Annotated in this window: 21 protein-coding genes and 1 riboswitch; all 21 genes read right to left on the reverse strand. The window is 41.3% G+C overall.

The features are described 5' to 3' along the window. Positions 1 to 15: 15 nt before the first annotated feature. On the reverse strand, positions 16 to 411 hold the full coding sequence (locus tag HMPREF2571_RS06880) for a hypothetical protein (protein WP_014634101.1): 396 nt from the start codon (positions 409 to 411) through the stop codon (positions 16 to 18). Between the two features lie 458 nt (positions 412 to 869). Further along, a complete protein-coding gene (locus tag HMPREF2571_RS06885; RefSeq protein WP_070847512.1) occupies positions 870 to 2,192 on the reverse strand; it encodes a glycosyltransferase family 4 protein in 1,323 nt (440 codons plus the stop codon). Beyond that, positions 2,193 to 3,191: an LTA glycolipid anchor biosynthesis glycosyltransferase, IagA/BgsA family gene (locus tag HMPREF2571_RS06890; RefSeq protein ID WP_021144521.1), complete on the reverse strand. Its 999-nt coding sequence runs from the start codon at positions 3,189 to 3,191 to the stop codon at positions 2,193 to 2,195. Between the two features lie 130 nt (positions 3,192 to 3,321). Beyond that, positions 3,322 to 6,342, reverse strand: coding sequence for a Spy0128 family protein (locus HMPREF2571_RS06895; RefSeq protein WP_070847514.1), 3,021 nt, complete (start codon positions 6,340 to 6,342; stop codon positions 3,322 to 3,324). A gap of 392 nt (positions 6,343 to 6,734) precedes the next feature. Continuing rightward, on the reverse strand, positions 6,735 to 7,427 hold the full coding sequence (locus HMPREF2571_RS06900; protein ID WP_070847516.1) for a 5'-methylthioadenosine/adenosylhomocysteine nucleosidase: 693 nt from the start codon (positions 7,425 to 7,427) through the stop codon (positions 6,735 to 6,737). Between the two features lie 66 nt (positions 7,428 to 7,493). After that, the gene (gene macP, locus HMPREF2571_RS06905; RefSeq protein ID WP_070847517.1) at positions 7,494 to 7,754 is read right to left on the reverse strand and encodes a cell wall synthase accessory phosphoprotein MacP; all 261 of its coding nucleotides are present in this window, start codon (positions 7,752 to 7,754) and stop codon (positions 7,494 to 7,496) included. 3 nt (positions 7,755 to 7,757) lie between these two features. After that, a complete protein-coding gene (locus HMPREF2571_RS06910) occupies positions 7,758 to 8,306 on the reverse strand; it encodes an NUDIX domain-containing protein (RefSeq protein ID WP_070847519.1) in 549 nt (182 codons plus the stop codon). A 78-nt stretch (positions 8,307 to 8,384) separates the two neighbouring features. Then, positions 8,385 to 9,767 (reverse strand): bifunctional UDP-N-acetylglucosamine diphosphorylase/glucosamine-1-phosphate N-acetyltransferase GlmU, encoded by a 1,383-nt coding sequence (gene glmU / locus HMPREF2571_RS06915; RefSeq protein WP_048676063.1) that lies wholly within the window; start codon positions 9,765 to 9,767, stop codon positions 8,385 to 8,387. Positions 9,768 to 10,048: 281 nt separating this feature from the next. After that, positions 10,049 to 12,709, reverse strand: coding sequence for a magnesium-translocating P-type ATPase (mgtA, locus tag HMPREF2571_RS06920; protein WP_070847520.1), 2,661 nt, complete (start codon positions 12,707 to 12,709; stop codon positions 10,049 to 10,051). Positions 12,710 to 12,932: 223 nt separating this feature from the next. Beyond that, positions 12,933 to 13,088: riboswitch (M-box (ykoK) riboswitch) on the reverse strand. A gap of 459 nt (positions 13,089 to 13,547) precedes the next feature. After that, positions 13,548 to 14,552 carry a type 2 isopentenyl-diphosphate Delta-isomerase gene (fni, locus tag HMPREF2571_RS06925; protein WP_070847522.1) on the reverse strand — a complete coding sequence of 335 codons (1,005 nt, stop codon included), beginning with the start codon at positions 14,550 to 14,552 and terminating at the stop codon, positions 13,548 to 13,550. Positions 14,553 to 14,600: 48 nt separating this feature from the next. Next, the gene (locus HMPREF2571_RS06930) at positions 14,601 to 15,596 is read right to left on the reverse strand and encodes a phosphomevalonate kinase (RefSeq protein ID WP_070847524.1); all 996 of its coding nucleotides are present in this window, start codon (positions 15,594 to 15,596) and stop codon (positions 14,601 to 14,603) included. Next, positions 15,589 to 16,533, reverse strand: coding sequence for a diphosphomevalonate decarboxylase (gene mvaD, locus HMPREF2571_RS06935; protein ID WP_061652256.1), 945 nt, complete (start codon positions 16,531 to 16,533; stop codon positions 15,589 to 15,591). The genes HMPREF2571_RS06930 and mvaD overlap by 8 nt, the downstream gene beginning before the upstream one ends. Continuing rightward, positions 16,515 to 17,393, reverse strand: coding sequence for a mevalonate kinase (gene mvk, locus HMPREF2571_RS06940; RefSeq protein WP_070847526.1), 879 nt, complete (start codon positions 17,391 to 17,393; stop codon positions 16,515 to 16,517). The genes mvaD and mvk overlap by 19 nt, the downstream gene beginning before the upstream one ends. Positions 17,394 to 17,635: 242 nt before the next feature. Further along, a complete protein-coding gene (locus HMPREF2571_RS06945) occupies positions 17,636 to 18,952 on the reverse strand; it encodes an FAD-containing oxidoreductase (RefSeq protein ID WP_061652258.1) in 1,317 nt (438 codons plus the stop codon). Positions 18,953 to 19,314: 362 nt separating this feature from the next. After that, positions 19,315 to 20,562 carry a sensor histidine kinase gene (locus HMPREF2571_RS06950; protein ID WP_241525151.1) on the reverse strand — a complete coding sequence of 416 codons (1,248 nt, stop codon included), beginning with the start codon at positions 20,560 to 20,562 and terminating at the stop codon, positions 19,315 to 19,317. A 67-nt stretch (positions 20,563 to 20,629) separates the two neighbouring features. Next, on the reverse strand, positions 20,630 to 21,304 hold the full coding sequence (locus HMPREF2571_RS06955; protein WP_002890309.1) for a response regulator transcription factor: 675 nt from the start codon (positions 21,302 to 21,304) through the stop codon (positions 20,630 to 20,632). A gap of 102 nt (positions 21,305 to 21,406) precedes the next feature. Continuing rightward, positions 21,407 to 21,967 carry a PepSY domain-containing protein gene (locus tag HMPREF2571_RS06960; protein ID WP_070847527.1) on the reverse strand — a complete coding sequence of 187 codons (561 nt, stop codon included), beginning with the start codon at positions 21,965 to 21,967 and terminating at the stop codon, positions 21,407 to 21,409. A 170-nt stretch (positions 21,968 to 22,137) separates the two neighbouring features. Continuing rightward, positions 22,138 to 22,938 (reverse strand): alpha/beta fold hydrolase, encoded by an 801-nt coding sequence (locus tag HMPREF2571_RS06965; protein WP_070847529.1) that lies wholly within the window; start codon positions 22,936 to 22,938, stop codon positions 22,138 to 22,140. Between the two features lie 35 nt (positions 22,939 to 22,973). After that, a complete protein-coding gene (locus tag HMPREF2571_RS06970) occupies positions 22,974 to 23,336 on the reverse strand; it encodes a hypothetical protein (RefSeq protein ID WP_037601547.1) in 363 nt (120 codons plus the stop codon). 210 nt (positions 23,337 to 23,546) lie between these two features. Then, complete coding sequence (gene ald, locus HMPREF2571_RS06975; protein ID WP_070847531.1) at positions 23,547 to 24,659, reverse strand: alanine dehydrogenase; 1,113 nt, start codon at positions 24,657 to 24,659, stop codon at positions 23,547 to 23,549. 457 nt (positions 24,660 to 25,116) lie between these two features. Beyond that, positions 25,117 to 26,253 carry an amidohydrolase gene (locus tag HMPREF2571_RS06980; RefSeq protein WP_070847532.1) on the reverse strand — a complete coding sequence of 379 codons (1,137 nt, stop codon included), beginning with the start codon at positions 26,251 to 26,253 and terminating at the stop codon, positions 25,117 to 25,119. Between the last annotated feature and the right edge of the window lie 99 nt (positions 26,254 to 26,352).

Here is a 26,352-nt window from a genome sequence, read left to right on the forward strand (position 1 = left end):
GCCCCTTCTTCCTTTCTATTTAATCTTTTTGTTGTAATAATTTGTTTCTAGGATGCTTTGCAATTCCGTCTTATGCCAATCCGCTCCAATCAATATCTTGTTGACATTAAAGTCTAGCTCCCTGCCATCATTTAGAAAAATGCGAAGTTTATAACCAATAAACAAGCGTTTTTTAAACTGATAAGACTTAATCGTCTCTTCAGGAAATTTGGCGATAATATCTCCTAATTTTCCTAAAAGAGTAAGAGAAATAATCAAAACCTCTGTTTCTGTAAAAACAATTAGGAAATACTCAAAAGTTGACCTACCGATTCTCCTAGTAGCATAGATAGCGTGCATGGTCTCAGCAAGACTAGCATCCACACCGTGGTCAATCAGGTAGGCCTTGATAGCTTCATAGTTGAACCCCATAAAATTCTTCCTCAACTAAATAGATAGTGTCACCTCGTTCTAAACAATCCTTTTAGTAATCAAAGAGAAAATATTTAGTCACAAAGTAAAGCTTTTCTATCTAAACTAGACATTCTAAAAATTGTAAAGCATACCAAATAATATAAAAAGCGACATCCTCAAAAGGACGTCGCAACGTGGTTCCACCTTAGTTCATGTACGACAAAAAACGAGTCTGTCCTACACCTCTGATTGGCTCTAACGTGGCCACCGTTTTATGTTTGCATAAAAAGTTAATCGAGTAGTCCCAATCATGTCCTCTGCGTGATTTCCAGCGCCACACGCTCTCTGAAAGATTTCCCATGACTGATATGTCTCTATGCGTTATTATAGCATGAAACTGTAATTTTTCAAGCTAATTATCTCTTTTATTAATCAATTCTAAGATTTTATCTGACTAGGAAAATCTGGTAGCTTTCCTAATCCAAAAGTTTCGTGATATTTCTAATTTTCTTGACCTGTTTGGCTGATCCTTTGAGAATACGAACAGAGCCATTAACAGGCAAGGTAATAGCCTTAGTTGGCAAATAAGTTACCATTCGCGTCAAGCGCTTCATGGTACTATCTTCACCATTCAAATCATTGTGGAAATCCTTAGAAATCGTAAGGTCCAAGTAATACTCATAGACACGTTTTCCAAAGTTTTCCGCAGAAATTTCATAAAGCTTGTCAGCCCACTTAGTTTCGTCTTTTTCTGGTGTTGCAATGGCTGCTTCCAAAATGGCCCCAGCTAAATCATTATCATGATAATAAAGCGTTCCAAACATCTGGTCTGTAATCACATTATCCAAATAAGGATTTCCGTGAGCAATGATTGGGGTACCACTAGCCAAGGCTTCCAGATAGGTCAAGCCCTGAGTCTCACTGGTTGATGCCGAAATGAAGAAATCAGCAGCCTTATAATAAAGCGCTGTCTCACTAGGCGCAATCATACCTGTGAAAACCACCTTATCCAGAATACCAAGTTTCTTGGCTTGGGACTTCAGGTCTGGTAGGTAAGGGCCATCGCCAGCAACAACTAACCGAACCTTATCGTCTTCCTCTAAAACCGAAGGTAGAGCCGCCAGGACTGCTTGGATATTTTTCTCATAAGAGACACGAGACAAGCTCAACAACATGGTTTCATCCAAAGCAATACCAAGCTTGGCTCTCAAGTCCGCTACATCTTCTTCGGTAATCTCTGGACGCTGGAATTTTTCAAGTTCAATGCCTGTTGGAATGACCCGTTTTTCAGCAGCAATCTTGTACTTGAGTAAAAGGTCATAAACAATCTCGCTCGGACAGATAACCCCGTCCAGATCGCTCATAAAGCCACGAACAATGTACTTAACCATACTTGGACGGATGACCATACCTTTGGCAATATAGCGGACATAGTCTTCATACTGAGTATGATAGGTGTGCACAACAGGAATCCTAAGTTCACGCGCAATGGCAATCCCTAGAAGCCCCAAGGAGAACTCTGTCTGCGTGTGAATAATATCAAGCTTGTACTGTTTTGCAATTTCTAGAGCCTTAGAAAAGCCACGATAAGCCACTCGGCGATCCTTAAAAGCAAAGAAAGGCACACTAGGAATACGGACAATCTGCCAGTCTTCATAGCGGTCAACATCTCTATCAGTCGTGGTAAAGATAAAGACTGTATGCCCCATTTTTTCCAACTGCGTCTTCAGTGTGCGAATACTGGTCGCAACACCTGATACCTGTGGAAAATAGGTATCTGTAAACAATCCGATACGCATTTAAATCTCCAATACTTCTTTGTAGGCTTCAACAAGTTTTTGGGCGACATCATCAATCGAGCGACTTTCCGCAACCTTGTAACCTTCTTCACGTTTGTCCACTTTACCATCGATAATATCTTGCAAGGCAACTACAAATTCGTCCACGTTATGCCCGAATGAAGCAGATTTGTCATCAACCCAGCCCTCATAAACAGGAATATCACGCAAAACCACATGTTGGTGACTGGCAAAGGCCTCTAGCACTACGATTCCTTCGGTTTCCTCATAGGACGGAAAAAAGAAGGCATTAGCACCACTCATAGCTCCCTGGAAGACGGCTCCCTTGAAATAACCTGGGAAGCTGACATTATCAGGATGCTTACCATTGACAATGTCTCGAATCTTCTTAGGAATCAACCATTTGCTGATGCTACCTAACCAAATGAAACGAACATGAGGCATCTTTTCGGCAACCTTGACGAAATCTTCAATTCCCTTGCGTTGGAAATAAAGCCCCGCACAAATCACCACTGGCTGTCCTTCCTTGATACCAAAGTAGTCTCGGAAAACTTCTTCCTTACGTGGATCCTTACCGTATTTTTTCAAATCAATCCCATTTGAAACAGCAATGATTGGTGTGGTCACTCCGTAAGACTGAATCAATTTTTTGGAATACTCAGATGGCGTAATCACGTAATCAGCCTTTTGGTACATGTGGGCCAAATATTTTCCAAAAAGTGGGGCCAAAAGGTTAGAACCGATGAATGAATTCTCAAAGTCCTCACGTGTCGAATGACCATGCATGATGACCTTCTTGCCACGGCGTTTTGCAGCATGCAACAACATCAAGCTGCGTGGCCCATAAGTATTAATATGAACGACATCATAATCACCCAAGATGTCCGTTGTATAGGGAATCCCCGCCAAGTCCAAGGCATGCATCTGATGGTGGAGAGCTCGTCCGATTCCTGATTTTTCAAGAACCGATTTTCCTTCAAGATAAAGTAGAACTTTCATACTCTTCATTATAGCTTAATTTAGTAGAAATTTCATCTTGCAGTTGGCTTTATCTTGATTTCTCATTTAATGAGATGGACAGCCAAATACTAAAAAAGATCGAGAATACTCGATCTTTTAGGTCATCATCTTAAACGTCTTTACGGCGACGATGGCTATATGCTACACCCATGACTGCTGCCACTTCTGCTGCCACACCAAGGGCAAGCAAGGCAGTATCGTTTGCTTGACCAGTCTCTGGAAGTTGAGGTCCTGATTTCTCAGAGGATTGAACTGGCTTAGCTGGTTTTGGAGTCACCGGTGGAGTAGGCGGAGTTGGTGGTGTTGGTGGGACTACTGGTGGTTTAGGTGGGACACTTGGTGGTGTCGGTGGTGTAGGAGGTTTTGGAGGAATGTAACTATTGTTGAATTCTGTATCCAAAGGAAGGAGAACAGCTGCTACAAGTAGATTTTCCTTTTCACCTACAGTCTTAGTAACGGTCACCTGGAACTTAGCCACCATGTTATCATAAACCACGTCAGCTTCATTACCCTTGACTTCTTCAACAGTGTAGTAGTAAACACCTGGTTTGTCGTAGACAATATTTCCAAAACTAATGTTTCCTTGTGCATTATTGGTCACTGTTTGGATAACATTACCCTTGTCGTCCTTAAGGACGAAACTAAACTCACCATCTTTGAGGTTACGACCTGTAAGAACCTTGGTCAATTCGAATTTGGCCTTAGCTGGTTGCACGTCTTTAACATAGTTATTGAAAACAGTGTCTTTTGGATTAGCAACTGTTGATACCAATGCATCACCATCTCGTGTTACTGTAATCCAGACAGTTGCTTTCATACCATCATAGATGATATCTTCGTTAGTTCCCTTAACTTCTTCAACAGTGTAAGTGTAAGTTCCTGCCTTATCAAAGTGAAGTTCACTAAAGGCAACACGACCATCAGCTGTATTACCAACTGTTTCGACAATATGGCCGGCACTATCTTTGAGGACAAATTGGAACTCATTAGCAGTCAAAGTTTGGTTGACACCTGCCTTAGTCAATTCCTTACTGAACTGAATAGCGGCCTTAGCTGGAGTCACAAACTTGTTGTTAAAGATAGTGTCTTTAGGATTAACCACGGTTGAAACAAGAGCGTCGCCATCACGTGTTACCGTGATAGAAACAGCAGCTTTCATGCTATCATAAACAATTGAGTCATCCTTACCTGTAAGCTCTTCAACAGTGTAGTTGTAAGTACCTACCTTGTTAAAGGTTAACTCACTAAAGGCAACCTGACCATCAGCTGTATTGCCAACAGTCTCAAGGACTTTTCCAAAACGGTCTTTAAGAACAAATTGGAATTGATCTGCTTTTAGATCTTGTTTAACGCCTGCCTTGGTCAATTCCTTACCAAATGCAATTTTGGCCTTGGCTGGTGTTACCAATTTATTGTTAAAGATAATGTCTTCTGGATAGGCAACCTTGGCAACCAATTTGACTTGATTGTCCACAGTTTCACGAACAACCTGAATGGTGATATTGGCTTCTAGTTTGTCATAGACCACATCTTCGTCATTACCTGGAACCTCTGTCACACGATAATGATAAATACCTGGCTTACTGAGTGAGAGATCTGAAAAGACGATTTTACCCTTGGCATCATTAGTGGTTTCCCCTAAGTCAACAGGATTGGCACTATCAGTCACATCAACTAATTTAAATGTAAATTCTTTATCCTTAAGGTCTCTACCCGCCAAGTCCTTCTCAAGCTCAAGATTGAAATGAGCGAGGTTATCTCCGATGGCATCTCCTCGGCCACCAACCAAGCGAATAGTTGACTTGTAAGAATCGGAAACAACATCAGCATGAAGTTTAATACGGTTGACAGGGTTAGTTGATTCTTCAACAGGTTGTGTCAAACGGGTTTGATACCAAACATAAACCATGCGGTCCAACTGATTGAGTTTAAGCTCAAAATGGCTATCATCATAAGAGAAACTCTTAATCAGATCCATAGCTGATCCCTTGTCAATCCAAGGATCTGCCGAATCAATGTAGCGAAGTTGCAAAGAACCGTCCACAAATCTTTGATTGTCAGACCAAGTATCAACCAGTTTCAAGTTGTTAAGGAGACGTCGTGAGTAATTGAGACGCATCTGCCAATTTAGGATAGTTGGATCACGCTTGTCTTGACTACCCCACTTAGAAATAACTTCTTGACCTGGAGGAGGTGATTGCACTTTACCCACTGAAACATGAATGATACGTCCCTCAAAATCAAGAGTAAGATGTTCCCCTTCATCTACTTCTTCAGAATAAAGGGTATCCAACTCCAAACTCATGAGCTTATTGTTGGGATGTGTTTGGAAATAGTTATTAAAGGTCGTTGTGACACGATTCTTCTCAGGATCAATTTGAGCCAGACCTACAATTTGATTGTCTGGATTATAGACATTGATATCGTAGCTAGTACGGAAACGCAACTGCTCAGGCAAATTAAAAATGACCTGATCCCCTTCATTGATAGTCATATCATCAGGGAAAGGAATATTGTGGTAGACAACCTTGCTAGTAGCGTACTTACTATTTCCGTTCGGAAATTCCATTTCCACATCAGGATTTTGAACAGTGATTTCAGTACCTGTCTTTGTCACCTTGACATCCGCTGGGATCGGGCGACTTAGGTTGGTAACCTTCAGTCCGAAATTATCAGACGAAGTGGAACTCGTATTGTTTGCTGCAGCAAGGTCGCTAGCGCTAGCTTCTCGTGTTTCATTGACTGTAACAGGTTTCTCACTGAGCCCCTCACTAGTCTTATCTTGTGATGAACTTGTTTGCTCAGAGCTTGCAACCGTTTGCTCTTGAAGCGCAACTTCACTAGAAACAGCAGTCACTGAGATAGCACTGGTACTTTCTGCCTGAACGGTAGGTTCAGCAGCTGTCACTTCTTGACTTGAGGCACTAGTGCTTGTCCTTTGGCCCCCACCATCAGACTCACTGGCTTCCTCAAGTACACTCGTCGCTGGTTGGCCTTTAGGCTCTTCAGCTTGATCTGCTTTGGCGGTACTTACACCAAAAACTGCAGACGAAAGTAAGACCGAAGCAACGCCCACCGTAAACTTACGGATGGAGAAACGCTGCCTCGAATCACCGAATCGGTTATTCATGATTCTATCCTCCCATTTTTACAAATCTTAACATTTTTGTAACCCTTTTCATTCTGAATTATACACTATTTTCAGAACTTTGCAAGATAATTATTTACCCCTTTGGAGGTTTTGTAAAGCTTTCTAAGATATCAATAGATAGTGAAATTTTCAAACCCTTATATTATAAGCTTTCTTTCGGAGTCTCTCTTTTAATATTGTTTTTCTTTCTCATTTTATTGCCATAATTTTAATTCAATTTCCGTCTGAAAAATGCTAAAATTCAGATTTTTTCTTTAAAAAATGAGAAGGTTTTCTTATCTAAAAGCAGAAAAAAACTGCCATTCTTAAATGAATAGCAGTCGTCTTTAAATTAATTAAGAAAATGAGCATAAGCACTCATTTAATGTATTTTAGGCAAGTTCTTTGAGAAACTCAACCAAGATAGCAGCTGATTGTTTCCCCGCCTGAATAATGAATTCATCAAAGGTAATGTTAGCATCATGAGCAGCTGTATCACTCATGGCACGTACAACGATGAAAGGCTTTTTGACACTGTGTGCGGCTTGAGCAATAGCTGCTCCCTCCATCTCTACAGCCAAGACTTCTGGAAAATGCCCCTTAATAGCATCAATCTTGTCTTGACCCGCAATGAAGCTATCACCCGTAGCGATAAGCCCAATCTTAGAATCAATGGAAGCCTGAGCCAAGACCTTTTCGAAAGTCTCTACGAAGGTAGAGTCACTTTCAAAGTAAAGTGGCTGCATAGACATTTGCCCATAATCATAGCCAAAGGCTGTCAAATCAACATCGTGATAGGCTAATTTTGACGCCACAACCACATCTCCAATTTTAAGTCCAGGTGCTACTGCTCCAGCAGAACCAGTGTTAATGAGGGCATCAACGCCAAAATGGTCTGCTAAGACAGCCACAGACATGGCTGACATAACCTTACCAACACCTGATTGCACCAAAACGACGTCGTGTTTTCCTAAACGTCCTGTATAGTAGGTATTGCCAAGAACAGTTTCTTCAACCTTATTTTCCAATTGCTCCACTTGAAGCACTAACTCCTGCTCCATGGCAGCGATAATTCCGATTTTCATATAGTTCCTTTTCAGCTTGTAATCTTTCCTGAATCAGTAGCTAGGGCTATCTGACTCATAGACTTCTTAGAAATAAAAGACAGCAATGAAGAGAATAATCAAGAGGACCACAACCCAAAAGAGGATGCGATTAAGCTTGTGTTGAAATTGATTACGTTTGGCATTCTCAATTCGACGGCTCTTGTAGGCAGAAGGCTGGTAATCAGCCTCATAATCCTCATCGTAGAACTCTTGATCATAGTCCTCATAATAAGGATGTTCCTCTAAATCGATTTCCCCACGCTTGGCCTGCTCAATGATATCGTCGGTCAAAAGTGGTTTTCCCATAGCTTATTTTCCTCCGAGATGAAGTGCATAGTATTGGAGTGCGATGATAGTTTTGGCATCCTGGATAGCCCCTGACGCTACAAGTTCCATACACTCTTCATAAGTCAATTCATAGAGTTCAAGGAACTCATCATCATCAAGTGGACGTGGATTTTCCACAGGTTTAAGATTGGTCGCTACATAGAGTTTGATTCTCTCATTACAAAAGCCAATGGCTGTGTAAAATTCATAAATCAATTCCAGATCACCCTTGTATTGAGTCTCCTCTTCAAGTTCACGCGCCGCTGCAGCCATCTCATCGCCAGCTTCACCGACTTCCAGCTTACCCGCAGGAATCTCGTAAGAAACCGCCTCAATAGCCTTACGGTATTGCTTGACGATAATGATTTTTCCTTCTGGGGTAACCGCTAAAACGGCTACTGCTCCCTTGTGGAAGATGAGCTCACGACCAGCCGTCTTACCGTCTGGCAAGAGGACCTCGTCTACTGCAACTTCAAAAATATGTCCCTTAAATTTTGACTCACGTTTGAGTGTTTTTTCTTCAAACTCCATGAATTGACTCCTTTACTTCTGACCTCATTCTAAGCTACCTCTACTCTACAAGAGAATCTAGCTCAGATAGTCTTAAGCCTACTTTTGTTGGCTTGGGTGGTGAGGTTTTTTAATGGCATAGCCTTCTTTATTGACCTGACGGCCACGTCCAATGGCTACGCTGTCAGCTGGCACATCATCTGTGATGGTTGAACCAGCCGCTGTGAGAGCGTTAGCCCCAATTTCAAGCGGTGCAATCAAGGTTGAATTGCTTCCGATAAAGACGTTGTTGGCAATTTGTGTCTTGAACTTGTGTTGTCCATCATAATTTACGGTAATTGTTCCGGCACCAAAGTTAACGTCAGAACCAACTTCCGCATTACCAATGTAGGTCAAGTGACCAGCTTTGGTATTTTCACCGATAGTAGACCCCTTAACCTCAACGAAGTTACCGATATGAACATCTTTTTTGAGAGTTGAATCTGGACGAACATGGGCAAATGGACCAACAGTAACACCTTCTTCAACCACTGAGTGCTCAATCATAGAGTTAGTGATAACCGTTTTGGCACCGATAGTTGAATCAACAATATAAGTACCATTAGTAAGCACTGACTCTGCACCAATCTTAGTTTGTCCTTTAAGTGTCACATTAGCTTCAATGACAACATCTGGCTCAATTTCCACATCCACGTCAATATAAGTAGCGTTTGGATTTTGGAAAGTAACACCATTGACCATGTGAGCCTTGTTGATACGACGACGCATAACATCTTCTGCTGTAGCTAGGGCAACACGGTCATTAACTCCAAGACTTTCTTCAAAGTCACGAAGGGTGAAGGCACCTACTTTTTCACCATTCTCACGGAAAATAGAAATGACATCAGTCAAATAGTATTCCCCTTGAGCGTTGTTAGTATTGATGTTTTTAAGTGCTTCGAAGAGACGTTTATTGTCAAAAACGTAAGTCCCTGTATTGATTTCTTTGACTTGTTGTTCAAACTCATTGGCATCTTTTTGCTCAACAATCTTAGTCACTTCGCCATTTTCGTTACGGATAATACGACCATAACCAAATGGATTGTCTGCAGTTGCAGTCAAGATAGTGGCAACATTTTTGTGATTAACATGGAAATCAATAAGGTTTTTAAGGCTTTCACCAGTAATCAAAGGCGTGTCACCGGCGATAACAAGCGTTTGCCCTTCAAGTCCAGCCAACTCTTCTTCAGCCATCATTACTGCGTGACCAGTCCCCAACTGCTCAGTTTGCATAGTGAAGGCAGATTGACCATCCAAAACCTCACGAACAAGTTCAGCCTTGTGACCAATAACAGTAACGTTTTTAGCTGGTTCGATAGCTGAAACTGCACGGAAGACGTGCTCAAGCATAGTGATGCCCGAAACCTTGTGCAATACTTTTGGAAGATCTGATTTCATGCGAGTTCCTTTACCCGCAGCAAGGATAATTGCGTAATTACTCATTTTCTTTTTCCTTCTTAAGATTTTTTTGATGGTTTCCTTCGTGGCGGTCTTAGCCTTGAGCCCCAAATCTCAGGGCCTCCACCTCCCACTGGGATAGCCTACGAAAGAAAGGGGCCTTGAAAACATTGTCTCTCATTTCTTAGAAAACATGTCCTCACAACTGACGTTTTTTAGGGCCTCTGATTATCTATAATCGCCCTATTATACCATAAATGAAAAGGTTTTGGCAGAATGAAAGGTAATGAAAAAGAGCTGACGCTCTTTTTCTAAGAATAGTTATCCTATAACCATTCTTTGTATTTCTTAATATAGATATGCTTCACAAAGGTAACACTAAGCATATACAAAGTAATGATGATAAACAAGAGAATGAAATAGAGACCGTTTAGATGGCTGAGTTTTAAGAGACTAGCCAATGGACTGTATGGAAGAGAAGTCACAAAGAAAGCAGCAAATAAGGTTGTCACAACAACTGATAGTGCTGGGTGACTTTGAATAAATGGTAGTTTTGGTGAACGTAACATGTGGATAACCATGGTTTGAGACCACATAGATTCGATAAACCAACCTGTTTGGAAAATAATGATAAAGGCTGCTGCTTCTGGTGAACCATGAACATAGCCATGCCCCAAAATCATTGGCACAATGATGAAATAGAGCAAGATATATGTCAAAATATCAAATACGGACGAAATAGGTCCTATCCAAGCCATGAAACGCATGATTGATTTGGCTTCCCAGATATGTGGCTCTTTAAGAAATTCCTTGTCCACATTGTCAAATGGAAGGGCGATACAAGAGATATCATAGACAAGATTTAGGACAATCAAATGCACAGGTGCCATTGGTAGGAATGGTAAGAAAATGCTGGCAAAGAGGAGAGAAAAGATATTCCCGAAATTTGAAGAAACGGTCATCTTGATATATTTGGTCATATTAGCATAGACCTTCCGTCCTTCAACCAAACCTTTTTCCAAGACCATTAAATCCTTATCAAGCAAGATAACATCTGCAGTTTCTTTGGCGATATCAACAGCTGTATCCACAGAAATCCCCACATCTGACACCTTCATGGATGGGGCATCGTTGATACCATCACCCATATAGCCTACCTTATGCCCATTTTCCTTAAGGCTTAGGATAATTCGTGCCTTTTGGTCTGGGGATAACTTAGCAAAGACTGTTGTCGTTTCCACAGCCTTAGCCAAATCTTGATCTGACATGGTATCAAGATCACTTCCAAGTAGAATGTGCGTCACATCTAGACCAACTTTTTCACAGACAGCCTGTGTCACCTTATCATTGTCTCCAGTCAAAATTTTTGTGGTCACACCATATTCCGCCAAAGCCTTGATAGCAGGTGCTGCTGATGGTTTTGGTGGGTCAAGGAAGGCAAGATATCCCGTCAAAATCATATCACTTTCATCTTCAACACTAAAGACGTCATTTTCATTAAGTTGTGATTTGTAGCTAACACCGAGAACACGCAAACCTTGTTCATTCAACTGTGCAACTTCCGCAAGGACTTCCTCACGAACATCGTCAGTCAATGGGATAATGTCTCCCTTGTATTCCACATAGTTAGAAACAGAGAGCATTTCTTCAAGGGCACCTTTTGTCACCATGCTAACAAATCCATCAGTGTCTTGAACAATGACACTCATGCGACGACGTTCAAAATCAAAAGGTAGCTCATCAATCTTGTGGAAGGTCTGGTCAAGGTCACGAACGATGTCATGTTTCTTAGCTTCTCTTTCAGTTCGGCTAATAATGGCACGGTCCATAAGATTTTTTAAGCCAGTTTGGAAATAAGAATTAAGATAGGCTCTCCGAAGTACTGATAGGTCAAGGTCACCATGGATATCAAGAGGGTACTCAAGAACGATTTCATCCTGAGTCAGGGTTCCTGTCTTATCCGTACAAAGGATGTCGATAGCCCCTAGGTCTTGAATAGCATTAAGTTTTTTGATGACCACCTTTTCCTTGGCCATAATGATAGAACCCTTGGCAAGACTGGCTGTGATAATCATCGGCAACATTTCTGGGGTCAAACCGACTCCCACACTAAGGGCAAAGACGCCGGCTTCAAGCCAGTCCCCATCTGTTAAACCGTTAATCACAAAAACAACAGGAACCATAACCAACATGAGTCGAATCAAGAGCCAAGAAATGGAATTCATCTCACGTTCAAATGAAGTTGGTTCGTCATAAGTATTGATGGTCTGCTCAATTGCTCCCATCATGGTTTCATCACCAACAACTAAAACCAAGGCTGTTGCACGACCAGAGATAACATTAGTTCCCATGAAAGCAAGGCTCTCACTCTCAAGCAAACTCTCTAGATTTTGACCATCCGCCTTAGACAGACAAGCCTTTTCCACAGCATCGCTTTCACCTGTCAAGCCAGACTGTTGAACAAAGAAATCACGAGAGTCTAGCAAGACCACATCCGCCGGAATCATATCTCCCGCACTCAGTTTGACCACATCTCCAACCACAATTTCATCGATTGGGATTTCTTGCTCACTGCCATCTCGAAGCACTGTTGCTGTATTGACAATCATGCGAGACAAATTGCTAGCAGCCTTGTCACTACGAAGTTCTTGAATAAAACGGATACCACCAGATATCAAAACTAGAGTGACAATGATGATAGAAGTCGTTGGATCTTCTTCACCTGGTTTAGCAAGCCAGACATTGGTGATAAAGGAAACCAGAGCGATGACTAGGAGAATAACAGTAAAGGGATTGATGATAGATTCATAAATCTTTTTGATGATAGAATCCTCTTGTCCTTTGGTTATGACATTTTCCCCATAAAGGTCACGGTTTTCTTCTACTTGGTCTTCCTTCAAGCCATCCAAATGAGTCTTGTAGCGAGTAAGGGTTGTTTCAAGTGGCTCTTGAAGAGCAGCAATAAGTCTTTCTTTATTTGTTGACATTGGAATCTCCTTATTTAATCATGAGCCAATCACTTATGGAGTCCCTAAGACACTAATCAGCGATTGACTGGTTAGGTGCGGTTCGGGGTGATCGTCGATTAGTCTCATAGGTTTCTCCTTTCAATTTTTTGATGCTGGGTGGACCTCAGAAAAATGAAAAGAGTCCTACCCATATACAGGTAAGACTCTATAAACTCGAGGTGGATTTTTTAATAGATTCTGTCAAAAAATGGACCGTTCAAGCTTTAGCTCCGCAAGGCGATGAAATGAGCTTAGTCTTGACCTTGGCGATCAGGACTGTTGACCAACGAGTAGTGTCTCCACTGCTTTGCGGTAGTCATCCGTATCCTTGTGGTAGCCTCACCTACCGTATTTCACTAAAAATAATACTCCTAAGGCGGTAACTTGTCAAGGGGAAAAGTTACTTTTTGCTTGAGTGGGTAATAAAAAAAGAGCTTCCGCTCTTTTTTGTAAGATATTCTTTTGTAAAATGGATTTTTTTAGACTTTCCTTAAGTGAGTGCGGACGTCAGCGAACTTCTTCGAAGCTCCATGACTAATTTTTGAGCCCCTTCACTTTTTAATTTCTAGGCTCAGGCTAAAACAGTTCCCCAAACTGTTTTACTCTCAAAAATTCCGAGTTCTAGAAATACAAGTATTTCTAGAACTTTTCTCACAGCGGAAAGTCTCGTTAAGTGCTCGCTAGAAACAAATCAAATCAAATCAAGAATGTTATTATTTATCCTTGACCGGTGTTAAAATGATGTCTCCATAATATCATCGCCTAGAGAAATTGTTTTATCATCTTTAAAAATTAAAAAAGAGCACTTGGCTCTTTACTACTTCTCTTGTTTGATATAAGTCCCTTGTAGCTTACCATGTAAGATGTAATCCACAGATTTGAGCTCATCAACAGTTCGACAATCAAGGGCACACATGATGAGACGAAGGTCGTCTTTCCAGCCATTAACGATAGCCACAACCTTATCCACAGGATGACGTTCCACCAATTCAAGGACTGTTCGTGAGAGGCCGACACCTTTTGCTCCTAAGACCAGACATTTAACCATATCAAGTGGATTGCGCACGCCACCTGAGGCTAGGATTTCCACATTATCACGAAGGTCTTGGGCTTGCAAGAGGGTCTGAACGGTGCTTTGTCCCCAGTCATTGAGGTAATCACGGTTGCCGCCTCGACTATTTTCAATATAGGCGAAGCTAGTCCCACCACGACCAGAGATATCCACAGTCTTAATGCCTTGAGATATAGCATAACGAATGGTTTCCACATCCATACCAAAGCCGACCTCCTTGAGTACAAGAGGAACCTCTATTTTCTGTGCATAAGCCGCCACATTTTCCTTCCAAGTGTGGAAAATACGCTCTCCCTCAGGCATGAGAAGCTCCTGCATAAGGTTAACATGGAGCTGTAAAAATACTGGATTCATCGCTTCCACCGTCTTAATCCCCAGGTCCACAGACTTATCCACACCGATATTAGTCGCTAGGTCTAAGTCTGGAAACTCTTGGCGATAGTCAAAGGATTCTGGTTCTTCTCCCTTTAGAGCAGCACTGTAGGAACCCGTCACCATGAGAATACCTGTGCGGCTGGCCACCTCAGCTAATTTTCGATTAACAGCACCACCCTTAGCGGAACCACCTGTCATGGCATTGATATAAAAGGGAAAATCCCAATCTCGTCCCGCAAAATGTGTGGACAAGTCAATCTGATCTAAATCATAAGTCGGTAGAGACTTGTGGATAAGTTCCATATCGTCAAAACTATTGTAGGGCGATTGGTACTTGAGGGCATAACGGATGTGATCGTCTTTACGATTTGTCATAGGTTATTTCTTTACTTTCTTGAGTGATAATGTCTACTAGGCTGACCCTTAAACCTCATACAAAAGCTCTATACCTTCCTGTTGCCAACGCTCGACTAGAGCATCTCGGCTAGCTTGGTCAAAGGCAAAGGCGATACCACAGTCGCCACCTCCAGCTCCAGAGGACTTAGCAATGGCATCGAGACCTTGCTCTGCTTCTTTGAGTTTTTTCAGCTTGTCCACATAAATATCTGGACTAAGTGATTCCAACTGGTCACTGACAGTTTGAAGGCTGCTCTTAAGTAAATTCTTATTTCCTGTTTCCAGTGCCTTGAGGGCATCTTGGACGGCAACTTCTGTTTCACTTAAATACTTGCTTGATATGCGAGATTTGGCCATTTTAACCATGTCTTTTGAGATAGCAGCTTGCTTGGTCCACCCCACCAAAAAGTGAGCTTGGAGAACTGGCACTACAGGACTGATACGATAGCCCCAGTCTTTTTCCAAAAGCTCAGATAGAGTTATTTGGTCTATAAGCTCTGCTATTTTTGCACAGTCAAAGAACCGATAGGAAATCAGATCCTCGTATACGATACAAGCTAAATCACCCATAGAACCATTGTCTCCTTGCTTGAGGAGGGTGTAGCTAGCTAATTTAAAAAGAATGTCTTTAGATAAGTCTTTCTGAAGGGCTGCTGCCAAGGCCCTGAGGGTCAATACCACAACAGAACCCGAAGAACCGATACCAAATTTAACCCCATCTCGTTCCAACTTTCCAGTGATTGAAAGGTCCAAAGCGGGTAACTTCTCACCACAAAAGGCCTCAAAAGTATTCAAAGCCTCTTGAATGAGGGCGTAATTTGCGTCTAGCTCACGGCCCACACTATAGTCAAACATGTCTGAGGACAACTGGGTAGTTTGTGCTTCCTTGACCTCTGCTGACATGAAAATAGGAATAAATTGGATTAGGGCTGTCTGCCCAGCTGTTAAGACTGAGTATTCTCCAGCAATGTAGAGTTTCCCACCTGTTTTTACTGTGACCTGACTGACCGACTGCTTAGGCATCTGGCAACTCCTTGGTGCGTGAAACAATGACCTGATAGTCCTTACGGAAGTGGTCTGCTAGGCGGTCTAGGTCTTCTTCCAGACAGAGCACCTTAACATTTGGTCCTGCATCCATAGTAAAGTAACACTGCTCACCAGAGGCACGGAGGGCCTTAACCTTGTCCATAGCCTGATATGAGGCTTCCGTTAGATATGAAAATGGTGGGTTAGCCGTACTTGTTGTTTGGTGCATACGAAGAGCGTTAGCTTCCGTAAGCTCACCGACCGCTTGGAAATCATTTGCTTTGAGGTAGGTCAACATATCCTTATAATCCAGCTCAGAATGTTTAATCCACTCTGGGAAAGAAGTCGATGTTTCGGTACACAATTTCATACCTTCTCGGCTTGATACAGGTTTCTTTTGATCTGTTAACACCAGCATAATCATGGCCAATTTAAGGTCTGTTTCAACCGGGTACACTTCACCACTATCCTTGTCCCAGGCTGCCAATGGTCCAAAGAAAGACCGTGATGAGGAGCCTGAAGCAAACTTGGCAATTTGAGCTAATTCAGACTGCGTTTTTCCGACTTGGAAGAGCTCGTTAGCTGCTTTAACTAGGGCAGAAAGTCCTGAGGAACTTGATGATAGACCTGCAGCTGTTGGCATGTTGTTCCAAGTTTCAATCTTGACATGTTGGTTTGGATTAGCACGGAAGAGGTCTAAAACCTTGCTGGCCTTGATTGTTTCTTTTTCCCCTTGGAGCTCATCATCGATATACATGACATCACTGGTCGCATCCTCAGACAGAAAAGATAACTTGGTTTCCGTATACATATTTTCCAAAGTCAGTGAGATACTACTGGTTGAAGGAATCATACGCTCGGCATCCGCCTTACCCCAGTATTTGACAATAGCAATATTTGCGTACGATTTGACGCTTACAGGCTTTCTATCCACGTGTTTACGGCTCCTTTTTCTTGAAGTTTTTTAGCAATCGTTCGGGCTTGGTCTTTAGTACTTGTCAGGGCAATAATACAGCCACCAAGTCCTCCGCCTGACATCTTGGCTCCCAGTGCACCATGCTCCAGAGCAGTTGCTACTAGAAGATCCGACAAATCACAAGATACCCCTAAAGATTTAAGATGATTATGGGCTTGAGACATGAGTTTCCCAAGAAGCTTTTGATCCTTGGCTTTGAGGGCTCGTTCTGCCTTCTGGCTTAATTCGCCCAGTTGGTTGAGATCTGACAAGGCATCTAAACCAATGGCCTCAACCTTTTCCACAGCCTCACGGGTATTTCCATGGATACCCGTATCAGCAATGACCAGATAGGCACCTAAATTGACCTCAATTTCCTTGAAACCGACATTACGCGTAAAGCTAATGGCTTGATCACTCAAGCAGGTCTTTGCATCTAAGCCACTAGGTTTACTATGGGCTATGGTCTCCGCCTGATGAACCAGCATTTCCAAGGTCTCCTGGCTAAGCTCCTGATCAAAATAATCAAAGACCGCTCGAATTGCCGCAATAGCCACAGCCGCAGATGACCCCATGCCACGCTTTTCAGGGACACTAGACTTAATAGCATAGCTGATAGGCTGATTCTTGATTTCCAGATAATTAAGCGCTGAAAATATGGCTGTCGTCAAGGGATCTTGAGCCTTGAGCGTCAAAGGAGTCTCAGCCGCCTGAATCTGACAGACAACCTCAATATCCTTAAGAGGGAGAGCAAGGGCAGGATGACCATAAACGACCGAGTGCTCCCCCATCAAAATAATCTTACTGTGAGCCTTGCCCACTCCTACTTTCTTAGTCATAAATTACACACACTCACGGACGAATTTGTAGGCGAGTGTCTTTCTAGATTTTTCATACAGATTCTAGTGGTGACTCAAGGTCAATCAAGCATTCAAAGGAGACAAAGAGCACCAATCTAAAGAATTTTCTTATAGCACTTCTATCTTATCATCAAAGCGCAAAAAAAGCGACATCTAACCTAGAGTGTCGCTTTGTATTAGAGATATGTTTTCAAAAAAAGAGCCTCTCGGCTCTTTTCATTTTAAATCGCAAACAAATCATTTAGGTTCTCAGCCATAGTTGGGTGAGTAAAGATTTGTTTAGCCAAATCTGTGTATGGAATGTGATGATTCATCGCTAGGGTAATTAGATTGATAATTTCATGGGATTCTTGACCAAAGAGTGTCACTCCCAAGATTTCCTTAGTTTCAGGGTTTACCACAGCTTTGAAGGCACCACGCAAATCGCCATTAACATGACCACGAGGCATACCAGCAACTGGAAGTTCCTTGACAGCAACCGGTCCACCTGCTGCTCTGGCTTGGTCTTCAGTAAGACCAACTTGTGCCAAAGGTGGGTTGAGGAACATAGCAGTTGGAACAGCTCCACGTGTTTCAAGGTTATAGCTGCCATCACCAGTTAGGTAATTAAAGACAATACGGAAATCGTCTAGTGAGATATAGGTAAATTGAAGACCACCATTAACATCACCAACTGCAAAGACACCAGGAACACTTGTTTCCAAATGTTTATTGACCTGGATACCACCGCGCTCAGTCAAGGCGATATCAGTATTTTCCAAGTGAAGAGGTTCGATATTAGGCTTGCGTCCTGTCGCATAGAGGAGTGCATCAAAACGGAACTCGCCTTTGTCAGTAACAACGACAACTTCATCACCGTCATTTTTCACTTCGGAAGTTTTAACACCTTGCTCAAAGACAATGCCGTCCTCTTCCATGTATTCCTTGGCCAACTTAGCAATAGATGGCTCCACACGTGGCAAGAAGCTAGTCGCTGCATCCAAGACAGTCACTTGACTTCCCAAACGGTTATAAAGGCCAGCAAATTCAAGACCGATATTACCACCACCTAAGACACCTAAACGTTTTGGTAAGGCTTTGAGGGTTTGAATACCAGTTGAATCGTAAACATGCTTAGTTGTTGTCAAGCCAGGAATAGGCAAGACATTAGATACAGCACCAGTATTGATAACAATAGTCTCAGCTGTAAGCTCTTGGCGGTCATCACCAGCTACTACTTCAATAACCTTATTCGACACAAAATGTGCCTCTGCATCAATGACATCAACGCCATTGTCTGCCAACATCTTATAATTCTTAGCATTAAGACGACCAGTCACTGCACCACGTTCCTTCATGGTATCGTCAAATGACCAGCCCTTCTCAGCCGCAACAATCATAGTCTTAGTTGGGATACAAGCAATATTAATGCAAGTACCACCATACATCGCTTTACTGCGCTCGATGACAGCAACTTTCTTACCAGCTGCATTCATCTTAGCAGCCAGAGTTTTACCGGCTTTACCGAAACCGATAACAATCAAATCATAGTTTAACATTTCTGTATCCTCCTATCTACCGCCATTCTATCATTTAATTTTTCAGACTGCACACAATTGAACCGGAAATAAAAAGAGGCTACAGCTTTTATTGTAACCCCTTTCTCATTCTATTTTAATAGGTTTCTATCAGTCCACTACCTAAGCATTCTTTCGCAGAAATTCTAATATCATTTTATTAAATTGTTTACTTTCGATAAAGGCGCGTGCCCCAGTTTGCTAAATTCATAATAGGAAGCATTTGGGATTCCATCGACAAGTTCCCTTGCACCATCCACTCCCAGAACCAAATCTTTTTTAGATCCCAAAACTTCAATATAGTTTAGCTAGAAATAAATACTTTTAAGCCTCATCCAGTATTCTTAATCACTTAGAGGGAAACAAATAATAAACGTACTGCCGACATCTTCTTTAGACTGAATATCAAGTTCTGCCCGGTGTAACTCTGCAATATCTTTGACAAAGGATAAACCTAACCCAACACCACTATTGAGCGATTTGTTTCGAGAATCTTCGACCTGATAAAAACGGTCCCAGATTTTATTGAGCTGGTCTTCTGAGATACCAATACCATCATCTGCCACTTTTAAAAGAGCCTGATTGTCCACCCTTTCAAGAGTAATGGAAATACTAGTACGAGTAAATTTCATAGCATTACTCAGCAGATTATCGAGCATTCGGATGACAAGTAACTTCTCACCCTTTATCCATAAATTGGGTTCAATAGCTACTTTAAAATCAATAGCTGATTCTGCCCACTTTCTTTCTTGTGCCTGGCAATATTCTGATATCAGGCTTGACAACGATAATCTTTCTAAATCATTCCAATTAAGCTTCTGAGTTTTAGACAACTCCAAAATTTGCTCCGTCATATTTTTCATTAATTTCGCCTGACGCTTTATGATAGTATGGGATTCTTTGGATTCTTCCAGACTATCAGCATATTTCGAACCAAACTCACTTTCAGACAAGATGACAGAAAGTGGTGTTCTAAGTTCATGAGAAACATTTTGATTAAACCGCTTTTCTTTCTCAAAAGTCGACTGGACCGATGATATCATGTCATTAAAAACTTTGGTCAATCGTGTCGTTTCAACATAAGACAGCTTATAAGAAGAGGAAACACGTTTAGTGTAGTCTCTACTTTCTGTAATCTCTTCCGCCATCTGAGTCACATCTTTAATTGGCACAAAGGCACGTTTTAAAATTCGACGTCCTACCCATGCCATACCAAGAATTGAAATGGGAGCAAGAATAGCTATCGAAATTAAAAACAAGGTTAATTCCTTACTCAGTCCAGATGCGGTTCGCACACCACGAATCCACTTTCCTTTCTTGGCATTATAAACATCGTAATAATAATAGTTCATTTGTGAACTGCTATAGGTAGATAATTTACCAGACTTAAAGGAAGCATTCGCATCAAAATCACTTGGGAGTGCCCCTTTTTCAAACTCCTTATTTTGATTGTAGAGTGCAAAATAGATACCATCATCAAAGGACTCAAAATCATCAAGATCCGTAGACAATTCTACCGTTTCTTGTTCCAACTCACTTCGTGATTCATAGTCAGACCAAGTTCCTGATATGATAAAAGAGGCTACAAACATGACAATGAATAGTAAGGAGACAAACACTGTATACCAAAGTGTTACCTTCGAAATTATAGAGGGTTGTTTAGTCTGATTCTTCATTTTTGAAAACATAGCCCATGCCCCTCTTTGTCTGAATAATTGACGGATTCCCCAATTTCTTTCGAATATTCTTGACTAGCACATCAATGATATTCGATTCTCCCACATAATCAAAATCCCAAATATGCTCTCTAATTTGCTCCCGACTTAAAACAATATTCGGGTGTCTAACCAGGCATTCAAGAAGTTCAAATTCCTTAGAGGTTAAGTCAATCAGCTGGCCATTTTGAGTCAACGTTTTTTTCACAAAATCTAGACAATAGTCTCCAAAAACCACACTACTGGTTAGATTTTCCCTATTATCTCTTCGAAGCATGACACGAATTCTAGCTAACAATTCATCGAATTCAAAAGGTTTTACGAGATAGTCATCTGCACCAGCATCCAAACCCGTCACCTTGTCTTCTAGTGTATCTTTTGCCGTTAACAACAAAAGCGGTGTCTTAATATGATGATTTCTCAAGTAGGACAATACCCCCAAACCATCTAATTTAGGCATCATAATATCTGAAATAATCACATCATACTGTGAAACTTTGATGTAGTCCAATGCCTCTTGACCATCATACGCCGAATCAACACTGTATTTTTGTGTTTTTAATAATTTCACTATGCTCCGGTTTAAGTCAACTTCATCTTCAATTACTAATATTTTCATAGATATCTACTCTCACTCTCTTATCCCATATTATATCATGTTCGTATGAAAAATCTCGGCTAGTAAAGGACTAGTCGAGATTTAGATTTTTAATAACTAAAATTAATCTTTGTCTGTTTCAATCTCTTCTTCTACAATTTGGCCTGTATTAGCATCAAGTTCAAGATCAATCTCTTTCTTGCCCTCAGTTAGACTAACGTCATAGACAAGTGTATTATTCTCAACATCTAATTGCAATTTTTCAATAGTAGCCTTAGGATATTTAGATTTAACCTGACTTTCAGCACCAGCTAAATCAATCTTATAACTAGCATTAATCAATTGCTTATCATCCTTATCCTTGGTCAAGTCTTTCGTTTTAGACTTCAAGACATCCCCTGTCTGGCCATCAATTTTGTATTCTTTCTCATTTTGACCATCAAGTATTGTAATCTCAAAAACAGTTTTTCTAGACTTATTCTCTTGCTCATAACCAATTACCTGACCACTTTTCGATTCATTGAGGGCTTTTTCTTTGGCCTGTTCCACCGTCAAACTTGATTGGGTAGTTGACCCAGTACTTTTAGTAGCTTTAGTAGTATTAGCAAACACTACTACTGAACTACATGCGAGACCAAGTGATGCAAGTGTAATAACTGTTTTTTGTTTAATTGTTTTTTTCATGATATATTCCAACTTTCTTTTTGATTAACTTATCAAGTTCTTCTTGATGATTTTATTTTAGCTAAGAAAGATGAACCTAAAATGAATAAACAACTTTTTTACTACTTTTCTTGATTTTTCTTTGGAGTGAGTATCTGGTCTAGCTTTATCTATTCCCCTAAGTCCACTACCTAAGCATTCTTCCGCAAAAATTCTAATATCATTTTATTAAATTGCTTACTTTCAATAAAGGCCGCGTGTCCTAGTTTGTCAAATTCGTAATAGGAAGCATTTGGAATGCTATTTGCAAGTTCCCTGGCGCCATCCACTCCCAGAACTAAATCGTTTTTGGCTCCCAGAACAAGGGTCGGACAAGTGATTTTACCAAGCGAACTATAGCAATCAAAAGCTAGAATTGACTTGGCTAAACAGACAAAGCGATGACGTTTTTCCTTGCTTACAGACTTCAAAAATAATCTGTTAATCACATATAATTTCTTTAAAACAGGTGACGAAAATGATTTACTCATCGAATCCCTATTTAGCTGGTCCATATCGTTATTTTCAGTCATCGCTATCCACCCTCCGATGGTTTCTCTACTGACGGCATTATTGCGAGAAAGTGTCAGAGCTAACACCAGACTAGTCACCTTTTGAGGATACTTGATAGCAAACAGCTGAGCAATCATACCTCCCTGTGATATGCCTATGATAGAAGCATTAGCAATATGTAATTCTTGCAAGGACTGAGAGAGGTCATCCGCCATATTCTCAATAGTAATGCCTTCTTCGATATGGTCCTTTCTATCAAAAATATAGACCGTATACTCCTTAGCGTATCGATAAAATAGCGAGTAAATGGCAAGGTTGGACATATCACCTAATCGTTGCAAACTTAATCCCGTAATGATAATAAGAGTTTTGTCTCCCTTACCAAAAGTGACATAATCTACACCTGGGTCCGACAAATGATTTCTTTGAATGCTAAACATTATCTACACACTTTCATTGTAAGATTTAAGTATTATCATGCGTCCGGGGCATTATTTGATGCCATGATGATAATACTTACCAAGACAACAAAGGTAACTTGCCAAAGAATGAAGGCCAAGAAATCCCCACCTTTAAAAATAAGCAGATCACAAAGTAAAATAGCCAACAGCACAGCATTTTTTCTAAAAAGTTGGTCACAGTTTTTCCAAAAAGTCTCAAAAGAAATATTGGCTCCTATCTTACGAACAAACTTCACATGATAAATAATCTCAACCAGGGATGCCACAGCTACTGTAGTTAGCAGTTCGGTCAAAGAGACATCCATACGAAAACCAAAATAAAGAACGAGAAGTTGAGAGAAAATAATTGCTGTGATCACACGAATATGGTTGGCCATGATAAAACCTCCTAATGGCAAACATGAATAAAATACCTTATAGATACTCATTACTGCCCTTAATATGTCTACTCATTATAGCATAAAATAAGACCAAAATTAGAAAAATTCTAATAGTTTCGGCTTTGTAGCATTTCTTATCTCAGACCACAAAAAAAGAGCCAACCAAATCATGGTGCGACTCCTCTTTGTTTATGCTAAATAATCTATTTATGCCAATTCATCAATTGATGTATACTCTCTGTTTAGACCTTTTGCAACCGGTTTGCTAGTAATATGACCTTGGTAGGTTGTAACCCCTTGACGAAGACCTTCGTCGTCGTTAATGGCTTTTCTGAATCCTTTTCCTGCAAGGGCTTCGATATAAGGCAAAGTGACATTGGTAAGGGCAATGGTTGATGTACGTGCCACAGCTCCTGGGATATTGGCAACGGCATAGTGAAGGACACCATGTGTTTCATAAACGGGCTCATCGTGAGTGGTCACGCGATCCGCAGTTTCAACAACCCCACCTTGGTCAACGGCAACGTCAACAATAACAGAACCTGGACGCATTTGTTTAACCATATCGTTAGTAACAAGTTTCGGTGCTTTAGCACCTGGGATAAGAACAGCACCGATAACCACGTCAGCATCACGAACACTCGCTTCAATATTGAGCGGATTTGACATAAGTGTTTGAATTTGGCTACCAAAGACTTCCTCAAGGACAGACAAACGTTTGGCACTGATATCAAGAATAGTCACTTGAGCCCCAAGTCCAAGTGCGATACGGGCCGCATGTGTCCCTACGACACCACCACCGATAATAGTCACTTTCCCTTTAGGAACACCAGGTACCCCACCTAGGAGAACGCCAGAGCCACCCTCTTGTTTGGTCAAGAAGTGAGCACCGATTTGAACGGCCATACGTCCTGCAACTTCACTCATTGGAACCAAAAGTGGTAGGTGACCTTCTTGGCCACGTACTGTTTCATAGGCCACACCTGTTGTCTTAGCATTGACCATAGCATCTGCCAATTCTGGAGCTGCTGCCATGTGCAAGTAGGTAAAGAGTAAAAGATCCTCACGAAGGAAGCCATATTCTGCTGCAAGAGGTTCTTTCACCTTAACCACAAGCTCAGCTGCCCAGGCTTCTGCAGCAGTTGCAACGATTTTAGCACCTTGATTGGCATAATCTGCATCCGCAAAACCAGAGCCAAGGCCTGCATTTGTTTCGATTAACACGACATGTCCCTTAGCTACAAGACTTTGCACACCCGCAGGCGTTAGAGCCACACGGTTTTCGTTATTTTTGATTTCTTTTGGAATACCAATTAACATACGTTTCTCCTTATTCGGAAGTTATAAAGTCAAACATCAAAAAGATGACTTGACCACTTCCTATCTATTTTTGAAATGATAACGCTTTCATTTTATCTAAAAAGCTCAAAAATAGCAAGTGAAAAATCTTCCCTCCCTTTCTAACTCCTGAAATCTTGCTTCTAAAATACGACAAAAGAACCCAACCAATCGGCTGGGTTCTTAAGTGTAAACTAAATGATCAAAAGAATATTTTTCCTTAGGCACGTCCTCCTTTTCAATATCAAAAGTAGTACCAATTTAAAGTCCTTAAGCTTTATTTAAAACTCTTAACAAAATAATCAAAGAGTCCTTGGTCTTTTAAGAGCTTATGTCCCAAGAGAAACTCAGGATGCCACTGAACACCTATAAATGGGACTTCCTTCTTCGACAGGTTTTTCATTACTGGTAATACCGATTAAGGGAATGGTCATTTTTCTTACTCCTTAAAATAGTCAAGTAGGAAGAGGGCGTTTTCCACATAGTAATTAACAGCTACTGGCAAGGCCTCATCTTTCACAAGGAAATCATCATGGTGCCAGTCTGGTGCATTCTCTTCGCCATTAGAGCCAACAAAGGCAAAGACTCCTGGTATTTCCTTTTGATAAGCCGCAAAGTCTTCGCCCCCTGTTGATGGCAAGGTTTCAATCACTTCTGCGAAGGCCTTAGAATTTTCAAAGATGAGAGGTGTGAGTGTCTGGTCATTGTAGGTCACGTAAGGCGAATTGCCCCAAGTGATGTCAACTTGAGCACCAAACTGGTCTGCTGTCGCCTGAACGACCTTTTCAAAACGAGCAATGACATCTTCACGAACCTTAGGCTCAAAGGTACGAATCGTTCCTTCAAAAAAGCCTGCTGCTGGAAGAACATTCCAAGTATTTCCAACTTCGATATGAGTAACTGACAATACCGCTGATTCAAAGGGTGATACCGTACGAGCTACAATTTGCTGTAAATTGTTGATGATAGTAGTAGTGACCAAGACCGTATCAACACCCAAATCAGGACGGGCCGCATGGGAAGAAACACCCTTAACATCAACTCTAAACTGCTCCACACCAGCCATGATAGCCCCCGAACGAAGTCCAATCTGACCAGGTTTCAAGTGAGGATTATTGTGATAACCGATGATAGCTGACACACCGTCAAGACCACCCGCTTCAATGACCTGATAGGCCCCTTGGAAATTCTCCTCGGCTGGTTGGAAAATCAATCGAACGGTCCCCTTAAGCTCTGCTTCTCTTTCTTTTAAAAGCTGAGCAGCTCCGAGAAGAGAGGTCTGGTGAAAATCATGACCACAAGCATGCATGGCCCCATTGTCGCTGGCATAAGGAAGTCCTGTCTTTTCCTTAATCGGTAGGGCATCAATATCAGCACGCAAAGCAATAATCGGATGACCTGATCCAATCTCAGCGATAAGTCCTGTCTTCAAGGGATAATTTAAAGGCTCAATACCTAGATTTCTCAAATAGCCTTTCAAAAAGACTGTCGTCTCGTGCTCCTCCTCAGAAACCTCTGGATGTTGGTGAATCTGATGACGTGTCTTTGCTAAATGATTATAAAATGCTTCTGTCATAATGAACCTCCCTCTCTGATTAGACTTGGTCATTGCTCCTGACTTACTTCATTTCTCAATCGAATTGATACCATCATACCACCAGAAACAAGGCTTGAG

This window comes from Streptococcus sp. HMSC068F04 (assembly GCF_001837455.1).
Taxonomy (GTDB): domain Bacteria; phylum Bacillota; class Bacilli; order Lactobacillales; family Streptococcaceae; genus Streptococcus; species Streptococcus salivarius_D.